Below are 19403 nucleotides of genomic sequence, written 5' to 3' on the forward strand. Positions count from 1 at the left end.
CTAATTCTAATCGTACGCTGATTTATCCGAAACGAATTCTTTGTAGTAACCGTAGCTTGGCAAATGTACTTACCTTTTCAGGCGAGGATAGTTAGATGTGATAGTTCACTTTGACCGAGGAAATCACCTCGGTCAATTTTACCTTATTATGTCAGCTAACATTATCTCGCCGGACGGGAACTCGGAGCAGATGAATTCATTGATTACACGAAAACAGCGGCAGAGGATGTTGTCCGGGACTTTGACCTGGTCGTGGACACGGTCGGTGGTGCATCAACCGGGCGTTTTCTAAAGACGCTGAAGCGTGGTGGCGCATTATTCCCGGTTTTATCCTTTGGGTTTTGAGGGTGGGGCAGAAGCCGAAAAACTTGGGATCAACGTATCATCCGTGCAGGTAAGATCAAGCGGGACACAACTGGCGCAACTGGCCAGATTACTGGATGACGGGAGTATCAAGGTAGTTCATAGGCTGCGGCATGCAGTAACAAAAAACCGGCCAATAGGGTAGCGGCTTTTTTTCGGTACGCATCTTTGGGCCAGGTGATAGTCGCCCGCCTGACCATGTCGGCTCCGGTAAGTTTTACCGCCCTAAGCTGCGGCTGATCGGCAATCGTAGAGCTCATCAATACGGTGGCCCATCCGCCGAGGTCCACCAGTTTCAGCAGGGTGTGGATATCGTTGATCTCCATAACCGGTGCCGGGGTCAGGTCATGCTCGCCGAGCACTTTGTTGAGATGGTTGCGGATGCTGTAACCGTTTGATGGCAAGATCAGCGGAAGCGCAGAGAGCTCCTGTATACTTACCGATTTCCTTTTGGCGATGGCGTGCTTGCTCCCCACGATCAGCGAAAGGTGGGAAACGAAAAGCCGGTCGGTCGTCAATCGATCGTTGCTGTTTTTTTCATAAAACGAAAGGATCATGTCCAAGCCGCCTGCTTCCATCTGCGCGAGGAGCTCGGTTGTGGTGCCGAAGCTGATGTTGAGCTTGATGCCGGGATACTCGGCACTGAAGCCTGTAATCGCTCTGGCAAGCAGTTCGCTTAATCCATAGGTCAGGCCAATATTCAGAGCTCCGGTATTCAGGTTCATTAAGTCGGTTAGCACATCGCGACCATCCTTGGCGTCCTTTATCGTCTTTTTCGCATAAGGCAGAAAGGCGGTGCCCGCTTCGGTTAGCCTTACGCGCTTCGCAATCCTGTCGAACAAAGGGATGCCGAGCTCATCCTCCAATTGCTTGATCTGCTGTGAGAGTGTGCTCTGCGTTATGAACAGTACCTCTGCCGCGTTGGTAAAGTTTTGCAGCTCGGCTGCCTTGATAAAATATTTCAGCTGTCGGAGTTCCATGGTGGCAAGTTAATCGTTTTTATCGATGAAGTTTATTGAAAAAATGAGTTTAGACAATTAATATATCTGTTCGACCTTTGACCTGTCAAACAACAAAAAAAGAACAGATCATGGAAATCCGACAAACTCCCGCCAACGCTTTATCCCATGTAGTGGCCAAAGCAATTATTAACGCGCCATTTGAAAAAGTCGATATTGCCGATTGGCTATTGAATCTTCCCGATGCCGAATACCAGAAATGCTCCGTCAACCATATTGCTGCAGGCATAACCAGCACCTACGACGGCCAGCCGATGTCCATCAATGTAGAAATGATCGGTGATGCACTCGTTGTACAGCATTATGTCGCTACGCAGCTCAGGCCTGACTATTGCCGTATGTTGTCGCAATCGGATGTGATAGGAAAGAATGGCCGCACTAAAGTCCAGGTGCTCTGGGAGTTGAAAGCTACCCGGATCGACGACGATACATGCGAGTATACCAACGAGATCCATGCCACTGCAACACCTGAGTTCCTGGAATTCATTGCAGCAAATGGGATTACACTCGGGCAGGCGGCGGCTGCCAGGCAATTGGCGTCCGGACTGCACAATGAAGAAGAGACCCCTCTCTTTGCCAAAAGTATTGAACGCAAAGCCCTTACAGGGAGCTATGTGATCTGACGGCCATTCCCTGGGCGGCTTCGACAACTGCGTATTTGTCGCGCGCCAACGAAAGAAAGTTAAGGTAGTAGTTTTGTTAGATCCGAGAATTATATTAGTAATGCCTGCCCGGCCTAACACTGGCACATCTTTGTTGCGATGCAACAAGTGGACCAATCGGACTTCATGTAACAGACTTGGATATATCGTTTCGATTGCAAATTGATTCAACTACTCATAAACAATCGCGTGACTTTATGACCAGGATTATACTTGTTTTTGCAGTATCGGTGATGACAGCCTCCTGCAGCGCCCTGAAAAACAGTCCAAAGTATAACATGACTGACGGTGTCTACAATACAAAGATGGGTGGGCAGAAAACACAGGTTTATACCGCAACTGAGCAACCACCTTAATGGCGCGTTGTATGTAGGATACCGAAATGACACCTACGAATTGTCTTACAAAAGCAACCCGATCGGTAGGCTCCAACAACGCGTAACGCATCTTGGTTTTTCAGCCGGGCTGGCAACGGGCATAGGGGTGACACCGCTCAATCCATGGGTTACAGATAACAACATCAATGTGGAATATGATGGCTTTATCTGGTCGAAGGCGGTTTGCATACTGATGGCAGTAGAGAAGCTGAATTTCGGGCTCGCACTGGGCATTGATCATTTACTGGATAGTAATAGAAAATACTGGATATACCAGGAAAAGCCATACCTGGGGCTCACTGTCGGCTTAAACCTTAACTAGGGGTGATCGTCATCGGGTCACATATCCTCACAGACATTCACATTTAGAGAACTGACATGAAACTACTCCAAATGCTGTTGCCGATCAAGGATGAGAACGGCGGTCTTTTCCCTGAACACTACTTCACAGACCTTCGTGACGCACTGGCGATAAAGTTCGGTGGGATAACAATTTATAGCCGCTCACCCGTTAAAGGTCTCTGGAAGGAATCTGGCAGCTCTCTTGTAGCAGATGAAATGATCATTTACGAAATCATGATGCAGGACGTGGACTTAGCTTATTGGAAAGCACAAAAATTGAGGCTTCAAAAGCTGCTACATCAGGATGAAATTATGATGCGATACCATGAAGTGACCACGATATAAGTGCGCATTAAACATTGACAAATACCAATGGAATGGTGCGGCCACCCGTCCCGAAGGAATGCTCGTGTCGCTGAGTGCATCGAAGGGAAATCTCGCTAAGGAAGCGCTTTGACCCAACCTGGCGTACAAGGTTTGTTGTTTATTATAGAGTACGGCATTAAGAACTGGCGGTAAAGCCCTCGATACTTTGGATGTCGTAGGCCCATGCCTGTATACTCGGGCTGAGAATTCAGCCACTCGGATTTTGGCTATACTTAAGCAGTATGACGGCACTCGACCAGGTAGCTTGTTAAGCTCTGTCACGTCCGAGTATGAACTCTTCTATGGCGCTCTTAGCGTCCTGTCTGGCATTCGCGTATGACAGGGGTTTTCATATGGATGAAAACGACACGGTCAATTGAACGAAGCTCTAAATTCCAAAGGGGACACTTTGGTTTTGGTCTTAAACAGCTTGCTGAAAGATTGGGGATGCTCGAAGCCCAAATCATAGGCGATTTCACTTACGGACAAACTTGTTGTCGACAGTTTTTCCTTCGCTTCCTCAATGAGCTTGTTGTGAATATGCTGCTGTGTAGTATGTCCGGTCAGAGCTTTCAGCAGGCTGCCCAGATAATTTGGAGACACATGTAGTAGCCCGGAAATGTATTGTGCCGTAGGCAAACCTTTGTTGATCAGGCTGCCGTCAGAAAAATAACCGTCCAGTATTTGTTCCAGCCGTTCCAGTATCTGATGATTTCCTTTTTTTCTCGTAATGAATTGCCGTTGATAAAAACGTTCGCAGTAGTTCAGCAGGAGCTCAATTTGCGCAATGATAATATTCTGACTGAATTTGTCAATATTGGAATGATATTCTTTCTGAATATTCTCGAATATTGCCGTGACGGTACTTTCTTCCTTCTCCGACAAAAATAAAGCTTCGTTTACTGCGTAGCCAAAGAACTCATATTGCTTCACACTTTTAGCCAAGGTCGTATTCCAGATAAAATCCGGATGAATAAGCAGTAAAAAACCACTAGGCTTCACTTCGGGTTTCTCGGTTGAAAGGTGCACCAATTGCCCCGGCGATACAAAGGCCATGAGGCCCTCATCGAAGTCGTATTGTTGCTGGCCATAACGGAACTTTCCTTGGATGTTCCGCTTAAGTCCGATAGTATAGAAATTCTGCAACCAACTTATTTCCTTTTCGTCAGTCTGGTATTCCACCAAACTGTAATCCACCAGGCTAACCAGCGGATGTTCCGGCCTGGGCAGTCCACTCATTTTGTGAAACTCACTCAGAGTGTTAAATGTATAAACATGTTTTTGCTGCATGAACCGTTTCTGTTTTTGGTGAACCCCGAAGGATTCATAAATGTAGCATATTTAGATAAATCAGGCAGATGATTAGCATAAAGGCCCTCATGCAAGGCATTCGCCCAAAGGTAATTTTAATTTTCAATTCGTTATCTGACTAACAGGAAACTCAATCCGGCAATCGAATTCCGGACTGAGTTTTCGCAGTTTAATGGTCGACTGAATTATTTTTCGAAGTCGGTTGATTTGCTTAGAGCTTCATTCTCATTCAGGGCATTTTGGAGCAACTGAATTTTGTTGCCTGCCATTCCGAATGAATCACTACCCATAAAGAAATGAAGAGGAGGCTGCTCGTTTTCTGCTAGTTGTATAAAAGCTAGCGCCGCTTTTTCAGGATCCCCAGGTTGATTGCCGATAATCTGGGTATCATGAATTTCTTCGAGATTCCTTGCTTCTATGTAATCGGCAATCGGATGTTCAGCCAGGCGAAGCGATCCTTGCAGTAAGAAATTGGTCTTGAAATAACCGGGGTAGACAATAGTGGCTTTGATACCCAGTGATGCTGCCTCCGCCGAAAAGGCTTCGGTCAATCCCGCGACTGCAAATTTAGTAGCGTTATAAATGCCCCAGCCAGGAAATGCCCCCAGAAAACCCGCGATGGATGAGAGATTGATTATATGTCCGGACTTTCTTTCGCGCAAATGCGGCATTACATTTCTCATTACATTCAACAGGCCGAATACATTGGTTTCGAAATTTTCGCGCGCTTCGCGATCACTCAATTCTTCTAAAGTGCCTAGCTGTCCATAGCCAGCATTATTTACCACTACATCAATGCCGCCAAATGTTTCAATGGTTTTAGCAATGGCGGTGCTTACACTCTTCTCATCTGTAATATTTACCTCCAGGGGAAGAAAGGATGCCGAAGCACCTATTTCCTTTTCCAGGCTCTCGATAGTTCTGGAAGTAGCGGCTACTTTGTAGCCTTCTTTCAATAATCTTTTTATCAGGGATAAGCCTAAGCCTTTTGATGCTCCTGTTACGAACCATACTTTCTTTGTGTCCATTTTTTTAAGATTTTAGTTGTTAAATAATTACACTACAAAGATGGCTGTACATCTACCCGGCCAAATAATCAAAACAACGGTTGTTGTAGCTAAAACAACGATTGATTAAAAATTCAGAAAATAGCCTGATCAAAGAAGAAAAGACCGCGGCAAAATCTATACGGGCGGAGTCGCAATGGTATATCATCCGAGGCAAAGCGACAGGACATGAGCGCGCTAATTTCGAGACATTAGCCCGGGCGCGGGTCTTCACTAGTTGACCGATTGCCGATACTCCAGCGGGGTCTGACTGGTCTTACTTTTAAAGAGCTTGCTGAACGACTGGGGAAATTCAAAACCAAAATGGTAAGCTATTTCGCTCACTGATAGCTCTGTACTCGCCAATTTCTCTTTCGCTTTGTCGATGAGCTTTTCATGGATATGTTGTAGCGCCGTTTGCCCGGTGAGTTGTTTGAGGCAATCGCTTAAATACTTTGGCGACAGGTTAAGCAGCGATGCAAGCTGACTTACCGTGGGGATCCCTTTCTCCGTGGTTTCTTTTGAAAAGTGTTCGTCCAGCAGACGTTCCATCCGGTTTAATAGATCGTTGCTGGTTGTTTTTCGGGTTATGAATTGCCGGTTGTAATACCGATTGCAGTAGGTTAAGAGCAAATCCAGATGGGAGAGGATGACGTCCTGGCTGAAAGTATCGATCGGTAGGTCAATCTCCTTTTGCAGCTGCCCAAAAATAGTTTCAAGCGAGTTTTGCTCATCATCTGATAGAATCAAGGCTTCATTCACCGAATAATTGAAAAAGCCATAGCATTTGATCTTATTAGCCAGGAGAGACCCATTCAAAAAGTCGGGATGGATGGTCAGCAGCCAACCAGCCGTTGGAAGAAAGCCGCCTGGTTCCACGATATTGATCTGTTTGGGCGAAAAAAAGGACATTACGCCCTCATCAAAGTCGTAGGTGGTCTGGCCATATTGCAATTTGCAGGGGCAATCCTTCTTCAGGGTAATCTGATAGCAATCTGAAATCAGCCTGACACGCTGCGTCACTTCGTTCCTCGAAAAATCTTCAAACCGAACCAGGCTGAATAGCGGATGTTTCGGTTTGGCTATTCCCAGCAATTGATGTAGTTGGGTAATGGAATGGATATGCACGGTGGTAATTTCTTGCTTGCTCATGGCAATCCTGAATACTTATTGATTGGAAACTGCGAATCCCATTTGTTTGCGTTTGCGCTCAGCGAATATTTTTGTGATCATGGCATAGGAAAAGAGCGAGCCCATTTTCACGAGCAGTGCATTTCTTTTTCCGGAAATATGAATTGTTTTCTTCCTATCCAGCGCCTGAATCATTTCCAGGGCCACCTGATCTGACGTTTGCGTGTAAGCCCCTTTAACAAGTATTTTCCCCCAATCGTTGTCGTTGGCCGTAGTACTCATAAAATTGGTGGTGGTCAGGCCGGGGCAAAACAACATTACGTGGACGCCATACGGTTTGTATTCTTCGGTCAATGACTGTGTAAATGACCGGACAAACATCTTTGACGCGGCATACACAGCCATGTACGGGCTGGGAAAGAACGAAGCCAGCGAGCCCACATTCACAATGCTTCCATTTCTACGACCGATCATTTCGGGCAGAAAGAGCCTGCATAGCGTGACTAACGAGTCATTGTTGAGTTGGAGCATTTTCAGGTCCCCGTGCAAATCGTTCTTTGCAAACTCTCCACTCGATCCGATCGCCGCATTATTCACCAGTAAATTGACCACCAGCCGCCTTTTAAGGCTTTCTTCAAAAACTTGTTCGGCTGCGCCGGGCTGGCTGAGATCAGCGGCAATGTACTGTGCAACGATTCCGTTTTTACCGGACAAGTGCCTGCATAGTTGCTGCAATTTCTGTTCGTTACGGGCCACCAGCAGCAGGTTGTGTTTTCGTTCGGCTAAGCCTCGTGCCAGTGATTCTCCAATTCCACTCGTGGCTCCCGTTATCAATGATACATTCATTTTTTCATTGTTTAGGGAACAAAGATGGTGACTTACCCAGACATAGAAGTGTTCAAAAGGCGGATTGGCGTGTTCGTTTTTCCAACGAGCTAATGTGCCTATCAGGATTCAAGATGCCGGCAAACAACGCGATGTAAATACCTGCTAGATTAGCATCCGTCTTAGCGCATTCCTCCTGAAACAACTAATTTTTGACCAGTGATCCAGCCCGCATTGTCCGAAGCCAGGAAAGCGACTGCCGGGGCTATTTCATTTGGTTGGCCGAATCTACCCATCGGTATGGCTGCAATCATGCCCTTTTCGATGGCGCTACCCGCCAGGCCCAGCGCCTTTGACCCTTCGGTATCAGTCGGGCCCGGTGCCACCGTGTTGACCCGGATGTGCCGGTTCACCAGTTCTCTTGATAAAGAAACGGTTAACGCGTTCAGGGCCGCCTTCGATGACGTATAAATACTCGTGTATGGCCCGGGGTTCTGTCCGCCTACTGAACTGATATTGACAATGCTACCTCCTGTTGGGGGAAAATACTTCAAAGACTCCCGGATCGTCAGCATGGGACCTAATACATTGACCCGGTACTGGTCCAGGAAATCCTCCTCCGTAACGGCTTCGATAGGGCCGAACCGGGCGATGCCAGCGTTATTCACCAGAACATCCAGCTTGCCAAACCGCTCCTTCACGTGTGTGAACAAATCAATAATATCGGTATGCCGGGCCATATCGGCCTGAAGGGCAATGGCCTGTCCGCCTGTCTCCCGAATGCCGGTAACCACGCCTTCCGCATCACTTGCCGCCGAATGATAGGTAACAATGACAATCGCGCCACAGGCGGCAAGTTCCTTAGCGATGGCAGCACCAATACCCTTTGAGCTGCCGGTAACGATGGCAATCTTCTGTGTCAAATCTATTTTCATGATATCTTTTTTTGACAAAGCTAAATGAACGAACTTTACCCTGGGAATGAGTTTCCCTTTAGAAAGTAGTTTCCCTAGAGAAACTAAGTTGCGCCAAGACAGATGAAAAAGAAAGTTTTTATTGATCAAAAGCCCCTGCACTGTCCAAGTCAGCTCAGGGCTATCCATGACACGATGGATATTTTAAGCGGCAAATGGAAAATCACAATCATTGGGTGCCTTGCCTTCGGCGACAAACGGTTCATGGACTTAATGCGGGAAGTAAAAGGGATTGGCTCCAAAATGCTGTCCAAAGAGTTGCGTGAACTGGAAATCAACGGTTTAATCAGCCGCACGGTGCAGCCTACCAAACCGGTTACGGTGGAGTACGCGCTTACCGCTTATGGTGAGACCTTGAGGCCTATCCTGTGGGAAATGGCTAACTGGGGGCAACATCACAGGGTAAAAGTAAAAGCAACATTCAACGGAGAAGTTAGTAATAGCCAGAACTTAGCTTGAACCTATCATAACAATTATTAACAGGTAGCCGCTCGATAACATCATCGGCCATTGTGATGCTGTCCATAACCAGCGTTGGCACTGTTTATGGCAGTGCATAATTTATCTTGGTCCGCAGTGAGTGATCGCTAAAAGTAATAGAAGATTGCCTACCGGGTCTGTTAACGCGTTTCAAACAACGCAGCCAATTTCCTCAAATCTTCCAGCAAATGGTTCGACTTTTGTATCTTCGGGCGCACCTCACGGGACAAGTCCAATTTAAAGGGATTTGTCCCGTTTTTTTGTTCTGTAATTTGTTGGAAATCTGATATATAAGATCGATGCCTTCGTTTATTCGAGGTGTTCGAACTTCGATTCCGTCAAACACCAAATTTTCGGGAAAGATCGAACCCACCAGTTGTCTTTTTTCCTCCAAAGTGCCTGATTCATAAATGGCTGTAAGGTGTTCGAGCCCCGTAAGGGTTTTCTTCAATAAGTTCGTAACTTCCTCTTGGCCAGAAGAGAAATTGTTAAGCCTTTTTCTAATCGGAAGCTTGCTTAGTGCAAATTTCTTTTACCTGTTGAAAATCTTCCGTGCTCAAAACGCCATCAACCATTTTAATGCGGGCACTTTGCATTCGCTCGTTAATCTTATCCAGCTCTTGAAGTAGATCGCGCCGATCTTTGTTTCTTCTTTGAGCCTCTTCCTTGAACCTTGCCAGGACCAGGTTTTCATAGATTTTCATTCTCCCTGGGCGAGGAATCAACTTTCTGAGCTGCACTTTAAATTTTTCGTTTACTTCCTCAGCTTTATATCGCACGCCACATGGCGCTTTGCAGTGGTAATAGTGATAGTAATACTTCTTTCCCTTGGAAGCGCTGCCGGAAAGCTTGCGATTACATTCCGGACAAATAAGAAATCCTCGCAGCGGCAACTCCTCTCTTGAAACGATTTTGGGTCTGTTAAAAGGATTCCTTTTCCTTCCATCGAGTACGTCCTGCACTCTATCGAAGATTGTTGAGGTTATGATAGGTTCGTGGAGCCCTCGGACACAGTAGGCCTTCTCGTCTTCAAACTGTGGTATTAATATTTTGCCACAATACACCGGATTTCTTATCGCCAGCCAGAAATTGTTTTTGCTACACTTTAGGCCTCGTTTGACTGCCATTTTCCAAACTTGTTCGGAGTTAGATCTATCAATAGCTAATTCTTCGAAGACCCACTTAAGAATAGATGCTTTGCTTTCATCAGGGATTATCGTTTTACGGCCAGCGGAGGTTGTCACGTTTCGGTAACCCATTGATGCTGTTGCCATCCACCTTCCTTCTTTTTTGGCACGCCTCATGCCTTTAGGTGTTTGACGACACGCAATATCTGCTCATTGTTCAGTTCGCTTTGTTTTCCCATCCCCTTCGTTCTTTTCTCACAGCCATAATATAGACCTGAGAAGAGGGGGATCAAATACCCTTTCGATTTTCGAATGGGTCAATGTGGTAGATGGAAAACCCGAAACAAAGCTTTCGAGATTTATAATGGTAAACCCTTCTATGCCACCGCTGATCCTAACGTTAAACTTTCAGATTTATTCAAACATATGGCGGACAGCGTTTCGGAAAGCAAGCGCATCGTCCATGTAGCATCTTACTTCCATACGACGCAATTGTGTAAGCTTCCCCGCATTTTTAACGGACATGTGGTTGAAGTGCATACATTTACAGTGATGAACGTAAAAGAAGACACAATTCTGTTTCAAAGACAATCGTTTAATTTCAAGTCAGCGGATTCAGACTCATGGAATTGGATCTCGTCGAACGGAGCTCCATATACTGGTCTTTTTAAAGTATAAGATGTTGGTTTTCAATAATAAAAAGGAACTGGTTCAAGTTGCCGGAAGCGCTTGTGCAGCTCGATGTGGGCCGAAAACAACGGAGGTTAAATCGATGCATAATTGCTTTTACCTTCTTAGGCAAGTGTTGATGGCTATTTGGATGAAAACAAGGAAAATAGCGCCTGGAATGGCTTTGAATAACTCCCAAAGGGGACATTTACTAGCTTGGCGCAGCGTATGCTGGCATTGTTACCATTCAATTGCTAATTAACTAATCAGGGGAACGATATGCCAAAAATCAGTAAAACAGACAGAATATTAATTTCGCTCGTCATAATTTTTGTGGCCCCTGTAATATTGGTTTTTGCATTCGTGCAGGACTTTGGCAACATAATAATCAACGAGAGACTTGTCTTTGCCAGCATAGTGACGGCCATTATTGGTTTTGGTCTGTTGGTGTTTTCCATTTTTTCAAGGAGATGATTGATGGGTACAGCGCTTTTTACTGCGTTTTAAAACTTACAACTATTCGACATATAACTGACGACTAAATTGAATAGTTGGATAATTGTAAAATTCTTTCTATAAATATTTGGAAAGTGCTTGATCGAATTTTTACAGTGCATCGCTGTCAAAGCACCCGTCAAATAATCGTTCTACACATTAAGCATGTGTTCCCGGAGGATGTCTTTATCCTGTTTAGTTAGTAGTTGATGCCTGGCACCGGAGCATCGTCCGTAAAGCGGTAAGACGCCCGCCGGTTCGATTTATTAAGCTTGTTCTCTGGTACATGAATACCATCGCTAAAGTGTAAATTGAAGACTCTGCCAAAACATTCCCGTGTACTGTTTGGAGATGTATTTTAGTTCATTTTAAGTACCAAACTTACTTTCTTCTATGAGATATTGATCTGGATTGGTACTGTGATCTCCGTTTTCAGCCGAATATCCTTCAATAATCCGGACTACAGAGCACTGAGGGATTCGGCTGAAATCTACTGCCAATTGTATTTTAACGCTTGCAAAAGGGATTCGATAAGTTAGATATCTGATGCTCGGTAACACTATAAGCCTGGTTTATAACCGGACTGACCGTTTTAGCATTTACTGATATTGACCGTGTAAGTTCTCCTGAATATAATGGAAGTCTCTAAAGAGATTATACATGCCTGTCTGCCTCGTTGATTTCGAGATCATTGATACTCGCATATCGTTTTGCCATGAGTCCATTTTCATCAAACTCCCAATTTTCATTACCGTACGCTCTGAACCATTTGCCATCTTTGTTCCTATACTCATACTCAAACCTCACAGCAATTCTGTCGTCAGTATGCGCCCAATACTCTTTTTTAAGTTTATAGTCTAGCTCTTTCTCCCATTTTTTAGTCAAAAATTTTACAATTTCGTCCCGGCCATTAACAAATACATTTCTATTCCGCCACTCGCTGTCGACGGTGTAAGCCATTGAGACTTTTTCCGGGTTTTGGCTGTTCCAGGCATCTTCTGCCAATTGGATCTTTTGTAGCGCAGTTTCTAATGTGAATGGGGGCAAAGGGAATTTCTGTTCCATTTTTTTTAACAATTTAAGTGAAAACTATATTAAACTTTCTACAATTTCTCTTGATTTATGGACCAACTCATTTGATCTAAATAGTTGACTTTCAATGATTGAACTCTCAAATAATAGATATATGTGGTCGGATATCGACTCGCTTACATCCTCGTTTTTGAAAAATTTTCTTAGGTCGTTTTTGTGTGATTGTATAAGAGAAAGTATTGAAGCCTGATCTTTTGATATTTCTGATAAAATATTCAGGAAACTGCATCCCCTGAAATCTTCCTTTTCATTCATGTATATTATGAAGTTAAATGCAGCTAACAGGCGTTGCTTAGTTCCTGTTGATTTTGAACAAAACGTGTTCAACTCTGAAAACCAATATTCATGTCTCGCATTCAGGAACGCAAGACAAAGATCATCCTTCGACTTAAAGTGATGATAAAAACTTGCTTTGGCCACTGCGGCTTCACTAATGATCTGATTAATGCCTGTGCTATTGTAGCCCTGCCGGTGAAACAAGTTCGAGGCTGTGTCAAGTATTCTTTCTTTTGGTGAGTTCATGATCGTTGTTGTTGCGATACAAAGGTACATAGCTAGTTGTAGACATACAAGTCTGTCTATTATTTTTTTTCTACGATCGCATTGCAGGAATTTTGGGGTACTTACAATATCAGGGAGCTTACCAAAAGCAATGGGAAGGTTTCCGGCAAAGGCGGAGCGGCAGAGATCCTGAACCTGCCTGCCGCGACACTGGTTTCAAAAATGAAAAACTGGGGATCCACTGAAGCTTTGTTTCCGGATAATGCAAACCTAAATGGCTATTTCCTGCAACGCTTCCTGGTGCGGCCCCATGACCGATTTGTAGTCAAATTCGATCAGCAGCGTTGTTCCAGGGAATCCCCTGATGGTAAAATCTCCTTCCAGGTCTTCGGTAAGGCCCTTGATCAGTTTCAGGCCAAAAGACTTGATTTCGTCAATACTAAAATCCTGAGGGAGCCCAATTCCGTCATCCGCAATGGAGAGCAGCAGGTTTCCTTCATGGACTTTTGTTAAACTGACCTTAATTTCTCCTTCCCGCTGATTGGGGAAAGCATATTTAAGTGAATTTGTAATGGCTTCATTTAAGATCAAACCCACTGGTACCGCCTGAACAAGGTCCAGTTCGATATCCTCAACGCTGACATTGAAAATAATGCGCTTACCTAAATGAAAGCTGTTTTCGAGGTAGTACACCAGCTCATGAATATAACTGGGCATAGCAATGCCGCTCATATTTTGGGATTGATAAATTCTTTGGTGCAGCATGGACATCGCCTGGATCCGGTGACGGCTTTCTAATATAGCATTGACGGCCACGTCTTCCTTAAGGTATGCGGATTGGGAATTCAAAAGGCTGATGACGATCTGCAAGTTATTTTTAACGCGATGATGCACTTCTTTGAGCAGCCATTCCTTTTCATTGACCAACCGGATAAGGGAAGAATTTTTAATGTTGATTGTTTTCTGCTGTTCTTCCAGTTGAAGGTTTTTGTTTTGCTTGAGCCGGTACCGGTTGTATAACAGACCAAGCAGACAAAACAGGGCGACAAGTCCGGCATAAGCGAATTTTGCTGTTCGAGCCGATAACTCCAGTTTCTGCTTTTGCAGCGTCGCCTCCTTTTGCAAGATTTTGAAATCCTTTTCTTTTTGGGCAGCATTGAAATTGGCCTTTAAAATGGAGAACTCCTTATCCTTGGTATTTTTTGCGATTGAGTCCCTAAGAGATACATAGCGTTGGTAATTACTGATAGATGAAAGGTAATTACCAGCAGCAGAATCCACTTTAAAAAGGAGCAGTCTACTCTCAATTTCAAATGCCGGACTTAGTCGTCTTGAAGCCAGCCCGTTTTTGAGATAACGATCTGCCTGTCCAAATTTTCCTCTTTCAGTATAGAATCTCCCGATCGTTAAATAGGCTTCGGCACCTGCAATTGTCCAAGTTTTTCTTGTGGTATACTTTTCGGAATATTCGACGTCATTGTTTAGCCGAATCATTTCAAGGTAGTACCTTTCAGCCAACTTGAAATCCTTTAACGCGGCAAAGCAATCTCCAAACATCGCTGCCACCAGCTGCCTGCTTTGTGCCATCTTCGGGGAATGCTTGTTTTTCAGAAAGGATTGGAGAAAATGAAGTGCCTCTTTTGCATTTCCAACGCTGATTTGAGCATTAGTCAAGGATTTTAGCGTCGTGTAAATTTCAGCGTCATTTACATACATTTTTGATAACGACAATTTAAAATACCTGATGCTGGAAGGAAGGTCGCCCAGGCTATAATACAAACTTCCAATTGCCGCATAAGTGAAATCAATCTGAGTACTGTCTCCCATCGTTTTTGAGGCTTTTAGATCCAGCAAAGCATATTGCAACGCCTTATCCAGATCACCCTGCTTCTGGTAAAATTTAGAAAGTTTACGATATGCCCCGGGCAATCTTTTGGTAATATGAGCAGACTTAAAGGTTTCCAAGGCAGCGAGGTAAAACTTTTCAGTCAGGTCAAATCTGTTATGGTGAGAATGGACGTATGCGATATTTGACTCGCAATCTCCCGCTGTTTTGTAGTCTCCAATCTCTTTGTAAAGTTTGGTTGCCTGATTGTAACTGTAAATTTCTAATGCGTAAGTGCTATCTGAGTCAGGTAAATTTCGGCCTAATTCATCCCACCAATGTGCCAAACCAGCTTTGTCGCCAATTTGCTGATAGTATTGGATAACGCGGTAAAAGCAATTCTTGCCCAGGGTCATTTCACCCAATCGAAAATGATATTTACCCTCGGCAATGGAAACTTCATTCATCCATTGCCTTGATTTGAGTTGCGTGCTTAAACGGCTTGCCATTTGCAAGTATGGATATGCCTTGCGCAACTCTTCCGGCTTGGCGTCTCTGTTATCGAGATAACACTCACCAAACGCCGCAAGCAGACAGACTTTCATTTCTCCATATACATCATTAAGCATCCGTTGAGCAGCGGCGAAGTCTTTCTTTTTAAAGTAAGACACGAAAGCCAAATAAGTTGCATTGTTATATCCGTTCGCATATTTCAGTGATTTACTGAGGGCGATCGCCGAATGAGCAAATAACAGTGCGCTGTCGATAGAGCCTTTTGATTCGTTCCTATGATATATAGCGCTGGCTCCCAAAAGCAAATCGACTTTTGACGTATCCTCCTTTGCTTTTTTTAGCTGGTCCAGATAGGAAGCAAGATGATAAACCGGGTCCCGTCGGGCTCCAACCTTGGCAGGTGTTGGCTGGGCGGCAACCCCTTTGATCAGGAGGAGAAAAATGCCGAATAGCAGTGTTGCTTTGAGCGTCATATGCCGATGCGTTATGCTGAATATTTTTGATCTAAAGTTCGACTTTCACGGGCTCCTCCTGGTTTCTTCCCATGACCAATTTGTAGTCAAATTGTCGGCTGGGCAGCAGCGACATTAAACAACGTTAAAAAAATAGCAGATAATAACAATCTTACGGAGCTCTCGATTCGACGTCGGGAAAGGCTTGATATCATAACTGACAATGGCTAAGAGGTGACTTGCAATTACACCGCAGCAGTTCATTATCCTAATTTACAATCTTTTCATAGTCGCTCAAACAGATCAGAAGCAAATTTTCTCTGCTCTCAAGAAATGGCGATATATCGTATTAGAGTCGTATTTGATATGTGTTTAACTAATTAATAATTAGTTGTTTAATGGGCGTAACATCATTTTATCGCTTGGTGATCTCGTCAAATGATTGGTCGCATTTAGCGGTAAAATCGCTGAGCTGAACTTTGGCCGTGCTCAGCAAGACCATTTCGGCTACAACATTTTCCACATCCGCTCCAAGCGCAAGCCGCGCGTCGCAGAAATTTGTCTTACGAAAATAACAAGTTAGACAAATGACAAAGACGATTTTTATTACCGGCGCTTCAACAGGTATCGGAAGGGCTACGGCCAAATTATTTGCTGCCAAGGGCTGGAAGGTGATCGCGACCATGCGCAAGCCTGAAAATGAGACAGAATTCCATGCGTTAGCTAATGTAACCGTGCTGCCGCTCGACGTTACGAACCCATCTCAAATCGGCGAAACCACACAGCAGGCGCTGGCTTTGGGCGATGTTGACGTGGTATTTAACAATGCGGGTTACGGATTGTTCGGCGCATTGGAAGCGATGACCGACGAGCAGCTGGTACAGCAAATGGAAACCAATTTTTTCGGTGTCGTGCGGGTGACGCAGGCCTTTATTCCCCACTTCCGCGAGCGGAAAGCGGGACTTTTTATCACGACCGGCTCCTCGGCAGGGCTGATGGCTTTCCCGGTAAGCTCGATGTACGATGCCAGTAAATTTGCGCTGGAGGGCTGGGCGGAAAGCTTGTCTTATGAGCTGAATGAATTTGGAATTGGGATTAAAACCATTGAACCCGGATTGGTGGCGACGGAAATCGGTGCGAAGTCGGTGTTTGCCACACACCCGGCTTATGAAGCATTGATGAACAAATTCACGGCGATGTTGGTGCCCGAAAAAGCCGCGACGACTTCCGAACAAATCGCCGAAGTGGTGTACGGCGCTGCTACCGATGGTACCAACACATTAAGATACGTCTGTGGCGACGATGCCAAAGAATGGTACGCGCAGCGCCTGGCCAAGGGCGACGAGGCTTTTCGGGACGGGATCAAACAATTGTTAGCCGCTGTTTAAAATCAAAAAGGCTGCCGGTGCAGGCCGGAACGATTTGCGCCGGCAGCCCATTATGTGATTATGAAAAGGGAACATCTCAAACCGCGCGTGTACCGCTCCATTGCCGAAATGCAGCGTGCATTTGGCCTGCCGCAACCTTTGCACCCGCTGATCAGCCTGCTCGATTTCGATAAGGTACGGATTACCGCCGAAATGCTGGCCGACACCTTCGCCATGGATTTTTATAATATCACCTACAATGAATCGGCGGGCTGCCGGATGCGATATGGGCAAACGACCTACGATTTTCAGGTAGGCGGAATGTTTTTTTCATCGCCAGGCCAGCCGCTGACGGGCATTCAAGTGGCCGAATCGACCCGCGGATTTACATTGCTGATCCACCCTGATTTTCTGCGAAACTATTCACTGGACGCCAAAATCAAGCATTATGGCTTTTTTTCCTACTCGGTGACCGAGTCGCTGCATTTGTCGGACAAGGAAAAGGTGATCATCGAGGGCATTGCCGGCAACATCGGCGACGAGCTCGAAACGGCGATCGACGACCTGAGCCAGGATGTGCTGATTTCGCAGTTGGAACTGATGCTGAATTACAGTCAGCGGTTTTACAAACGCCAGTTTATTACCCGCAAGACGATCAACAATGCATTGCTGGAAAAACTTGACCAATTACTGAATAATTATTTCAACGACGAAACCGCCCTGCTCAAAGGGCTGCCGAGCGTCCAGTATCTTTCGGACGAATTACACGTTTCGCCCCGCTACCTGGGCGACATGCTCCGCGCATTGACCGGCCAGAATACGCAGCAGCACATTCACAATAAGCTTATCGAAAAAGCAAAGGAAGTGTTGACGTTCAGTGATCTGACGGTAGGGGAAATCGCCTACCAGCTCGGTTTTGAGCATCCGCAGTCTTTTAGTAAGTTATTTAAATCAAAGACAAACTTTTCCCCCGTGGAATTCAGGGCGAGCTTTAACTGAGGCACTAAGAGTTGTCGCATACAAAAGTCCCGCACCTTGCTAAACCAGCATGGCGCGGGACTCTTATTCAGCCGATACGCTGTTGTTGCAAGCGCGCTAATTTTGTAATTGCGACAATACTTCCGGCAGCGAAGTGATTCCCCAATGTTCAAAATACTTGCCATCCTTTACCCTGACGATATCAATCACATCGATGTTAACTACCCGTCCGGTTGCCGGAATGCCCAGCAATGTGCCGGTGTGCGTACCGCTGATCGTTTTGCGTGTGGTAACTAAATCTCCCTGGGCAACCTGCTGGTGGATTGTAACATGAACGTCGGGCATCGCGGGACGGAGAATTTCATTAAAGAAGTAGAGCATTCCATCTGCACCATTGCTCATGCCGTCGGGTGCAGAGCGGTTCACAAACTGCTCGTGCATTAGCTCCTTAAAACTTTCGAGATTACCCTCGCCAATTACTTCCTGGTTGAAGCGGCGTACCACTGCTTTGTTCATTTCGGTCATTGTTTCCATAACTGCTATGTTTATTTAATGACTCAAAAGTACCTGCAAGCTCGGCTGTGGAGTTAGGGATAGACGGTCAAGAGCTACGGTGTAACGTTCAAATGCTTTTGCTGGAAATCGCTTGGCGTGCTTCCGAAGTAGTTTCGGAATGCTTCTGAAAAACTCGAATGGTTCTGATAGCCCACCTTCATATAAATACCGGAGGGACTTTCATCGAATGATTTAAGCAGATCTGCCGCCAATTCGAGTCTGCGAGAGAGTAGCCATTTCTGTGGGGATGTATTGTAAATCTTGCTGAATTTCCTCTTGAAGGTGGACGTACTCATGTGGCATAAAAACGCCAGGTCGTCCACAGTCGTCGGCTGACCGATCTGGCTTTCGACAACTTTCTTAATTTGCAATTGTTGCTTGTCTCGGGTCAGGATTTCGATCGCGTGAAACCTTTCCGGATCGGACTGGAAGAGGTAAAGTAACAGTTCTTCAATTCGAAGCAATCGGATTTCTGCCGGTAACGTCCCGCCACTGCCGAGCATTGTTTGTAATGAGGCGATAAAGTGCTTAATGAAACTGTTTTGCCTGAAAATCAGAAATGGCTGCTTGTGGGCCTTCGGCGTGTTTTGTTTGAGTAAATGCTCATACTTGATCAGGAACCGGCTGAACACCTCATTGCTAAAATAAAACAGGATGCTTGTAAACTGATCCGTACCAGCCAGCAGCTCAGAAGTAAGGACGTTACCGGTTGACAGCACGACAAGCTCGCCCGCATTAACTACGGCAGTGGCATCGGGATAAATGATCGTTTTCTTTCCACTGACGAGCAGATTGATCATGTTTTGATTCAACACGATCCTGTTTTTTACTGAATCCTGATCCGAATTGTAATACCGAATGACAACCTCGTCCGGCCGCGGCGCAGAATTACCTAAAAGGTCATCAGGCAAATAGTAAGTATTCATTTCCAAG

At 45.3% G+C, this 19403-nt stretch carries 18 protein-coding genes and 1 pseudogene; 7 read left to right on the forward strand and 12 right to left on the reverse strand.

What is annotated here, in order from left to right:
- Positions 1-192: 192 nt before the first annotated feature.
- Positions 193-345, forward strand: a pseudogene (locus tag AAHB90_RS32870) (zinc-binding dehydrogenase); the annotation flags it as partial.
- A 107-nt stretch (positions 346-452) separates the two neighbouring features.
- Here AAHB90_RS32870 and AAHB90_RS25690 read toward each other — a convergent pair.
- Complete coding sequence (locus AAHB90_RS25690; RefSeq protein WP_342088092.1) at positions 453-1343, reverse strand: LysR substrate-binding domain-containing protein; 891 nt, start codon at positions 1341-1343, stop codon at positions 453-455.
- Positions 1344-1453: 110 nt separating this feature from the next.
- Here AAHB90_RS25690 and AAHB90_RS25695 point away from each other — a divergent pair, with 110 nt between their 5' ends.
- The 3 genes from AAHB90_RS25695 to AAHB90_RS25705 all read left to right on the forward strand — a co-directional run bounded on the left by AAHB90_RS25695 (position 1454) and on the right by AAHB90_RS25705 (position 3108).
- Positions 1454-2005, forward strand: a complete 552-nt coding sequence (locus tag AAHB90_RS25695; RefSeq protein WP_342088093.1) for a hypothetical protein — start codon at positions 1454-1456, stop codon at positions 2003-2005.
- Between the two features lie 327 nt (positions 2006-2332).
- Positions 2333-2743, forward strand: coding sequence for a hypothetical protein (locus AAHB90_RS25700; protein ID WP_342088094.1), 411 nt, complete (start codon positions 2333-2335; stop codon positions 2741-2743).
- A 56-nt stretch (positions 2744-2799) separates the two neighbouring features.
- Positions 2800-3108: a hypothetical protein gene (locus AAHB90_RS25705; protein ID WP_342088095.1), complete on the forward strand. Its 309-nt coding sequence runs from the start codon at positions 2800-2802 to the stop codon at positions 3106-3108.
- Positions 3109-3501: 393 nt separating this feature from the next.
- Here the strand turns inward: AAHB90_RS25705 and AAHB90_RS25710 are convergent, their stop codons facing one another.
- The 5 genes from AAHB90_RS25710 to AAHB90_RS25730 form a co-directional block, all read right to left on the reverse strand.
- Complete coding sequence (locus AAHB90_RS25710; protein WP_342088096.1) at positions 3502-4419, reverse strand: helix-turn-helix domain-containing protein; 918 nt, start codon at positions 4417-4419, stop codon at positions 3502-3504.
- 206 nt (positions 4420-4625) lie between these two features.
- Complete coding sequence (locus AAHB90_RS25715) at positions 4626-5468, reverse strand: SDR family NAD(P)-dependent oxidoreductase (protein ID WP_342088097.1); 843 nt, start codon at positions 5466-5468, stop codon at positions 4626-4628.
- Between the two features lie 252 nt (positions 5469-5720).
- Positions 5721-6638: a helix-turn-helix domain-containing protein gene (locus AAHB90_RS25720; protein ID WP_342088098.1), complete on the reverse strand. Its 918-nt coding sequence runs from the start codon at positions 6636-6638 to the stop codon at positions 5721-5723.
- A gap of 15 nt (positions 6639-6653) precedes the next feature.
- Positions 6654-7463 carry an SDR family NAD(P)-dependent oxidoreductase gene (locus AAHB90_RS25725; protein ID WP_342088099.1) on the reverse strand — a complete coding sequence of 270 codons (810 nt, stop codon included), beginning with the start codon at positions 7461-7463 and terminating at the stop codon, positions 6654-6656.
- A gap of 161 nt (positions 7464-7624) precedes the next feature.
- Entirely contained in the window at positions 7625-8377 is a 753-nt protein-coding gene (locus tag AAHB90_RS25730) for an SDR family NAD(P)-dependent oxidoreductase (protein WP_342088100.1), read from the reverse strand.
- Positions 8378-8479: 102 nt separating this feature from the next.
- Between AAHB90_RS25730 and AAHB90_RS25735 the strand changes: the two genes are divergently transcribed.
- The gene (locus AAHB90_RS25735) at positions 8480-8875 is read left to right on the forward strand and encodes a winged helix-turn-helix transcriptional regulator (protein WP_342088101.1); all 396 of its coding nucleotides are present in this window, start codon (positions 8480-8482) and stop codon (positions 8873-8875) included.
- 521 nt (positions 8876-9396) lie between these two features.
- Here the strand turns inward: AAHB90_RS25735 and AAHB90_RS25740 are convergent.
- From AAHB90_RS25740 to AAHB90_RS25755, 4 genes are all read right to left on the reverse strand, one after another.
- Positions 9397-10200 (reverse strand): recombinase family protein, encoded by an 804-nt coding sequence (locus AAHB90_RS25740; RefSeq protein WP_342088102.1) that lies wholly within the window; start codon positions 10198-10200, stop codon positions 9397-9399.
- 1641 nt (positions 10201-11841) lie between these two features.
- Positions 11842-12252, reverse strand: coding sequence for a nuclear transport factor 2 family protein (locus AAHB90_RS25745; protein WP_342088103.1), 411 nt, complete (start codon positions 12250-12252; stop codon positions 11842-11844).
- Positions 12253-12276: 24 nt separating this feature from the next.
- A complete protein-coding gene (locus tag AAHB90_RS25750; protein WP_342088104.1) occupies positions 12277-12831 on the reverse strand; it encodes a TetR/AcrR family transcriptional regulator in 555 nt (184 codons plus the stop codon).
- Positions 12832-13050: 219 nt separating this feature from the next.
- Positions 13051-15591: a tetratricopeptide repeat-containing sensor histidine kinase gene (locus AAHB90_RS25755; protein ID WP_342088105.1), complete on the reverse strand. Its 2541-nt coding sequence runs from the start codon at positions 15589-15591 to the stop codon at positions 13051-13053.
- A 566-nt stretch (positions 15592-16157) separates the two neighbouring features.
- Here AAHB90_RS25755 and AAHB90_RS25760 point away from each other — a divergent pair.
- Both AAHB90_RS25760 and AAHB90_RS25765 read left to right on the forward strand, forming a co-directional pair.
- Positions 16158-16958, forward strand: a complete 801-nt coding sequence (locus AAHB90_RS25760; RefSeq protein WP_342088106.1) for an SDR family oxidoreductase — start codon at positions 16158-16160, stop codon at positions 16956-16958.
- A 60-nt stretch (positions 16959-17018) separates the two neighbouring features.
- Entirely contained in the window at positions 17019-17936 is a 918-nt protein-coding gene (locus AAHB90_RS25765; RefSeq protein ID WP_342088107.1) for a helix-turn-helix domain-containing protein, read from the forward strand.
- Between the two features lie 96 nt (positions 17937-18032).
- On the opposite strand, the gene AAHB90_RS25770 is transcribed toward AAHB90_RS25765, so the two are convergent.
- Both AAHB90_RS25770 and AAHB90_RS25775 read right to left on the reverse strand, forming a co-directional pair.
- Complete coding sequence (locus AAHB90_RS25770) at positions 18033-18449, reverse strand: ester cyclase (protein WP_342088108.1); 417 nt, start codon at positions 18447-18449, stop codon at positions 18033-18035.
- Positions 18450-18523: 74 nt separating this feature from the next.
- A complete protein-coding gene (locus AAHB90_RS25775) occupies positions 18524-19396 on the reverse strand; it encodes a helix-turn-helix domain-containing protein (RefSeq protein ID WP_342088109.1) in 873 nt (290 codons plus the stop codon).
- Positions 19397-19403 lie beyond the last annotated feature (7 nt).

Origin of the sequence: Dyadobacter sp. OTU695 (assembly GCF_038440355.1) — a bacterium.
Lineage (GTDB): Bacteria > Bacteroidota > Bacteroidia > Cytophagales > Spirosomataceae > Dyadobacter.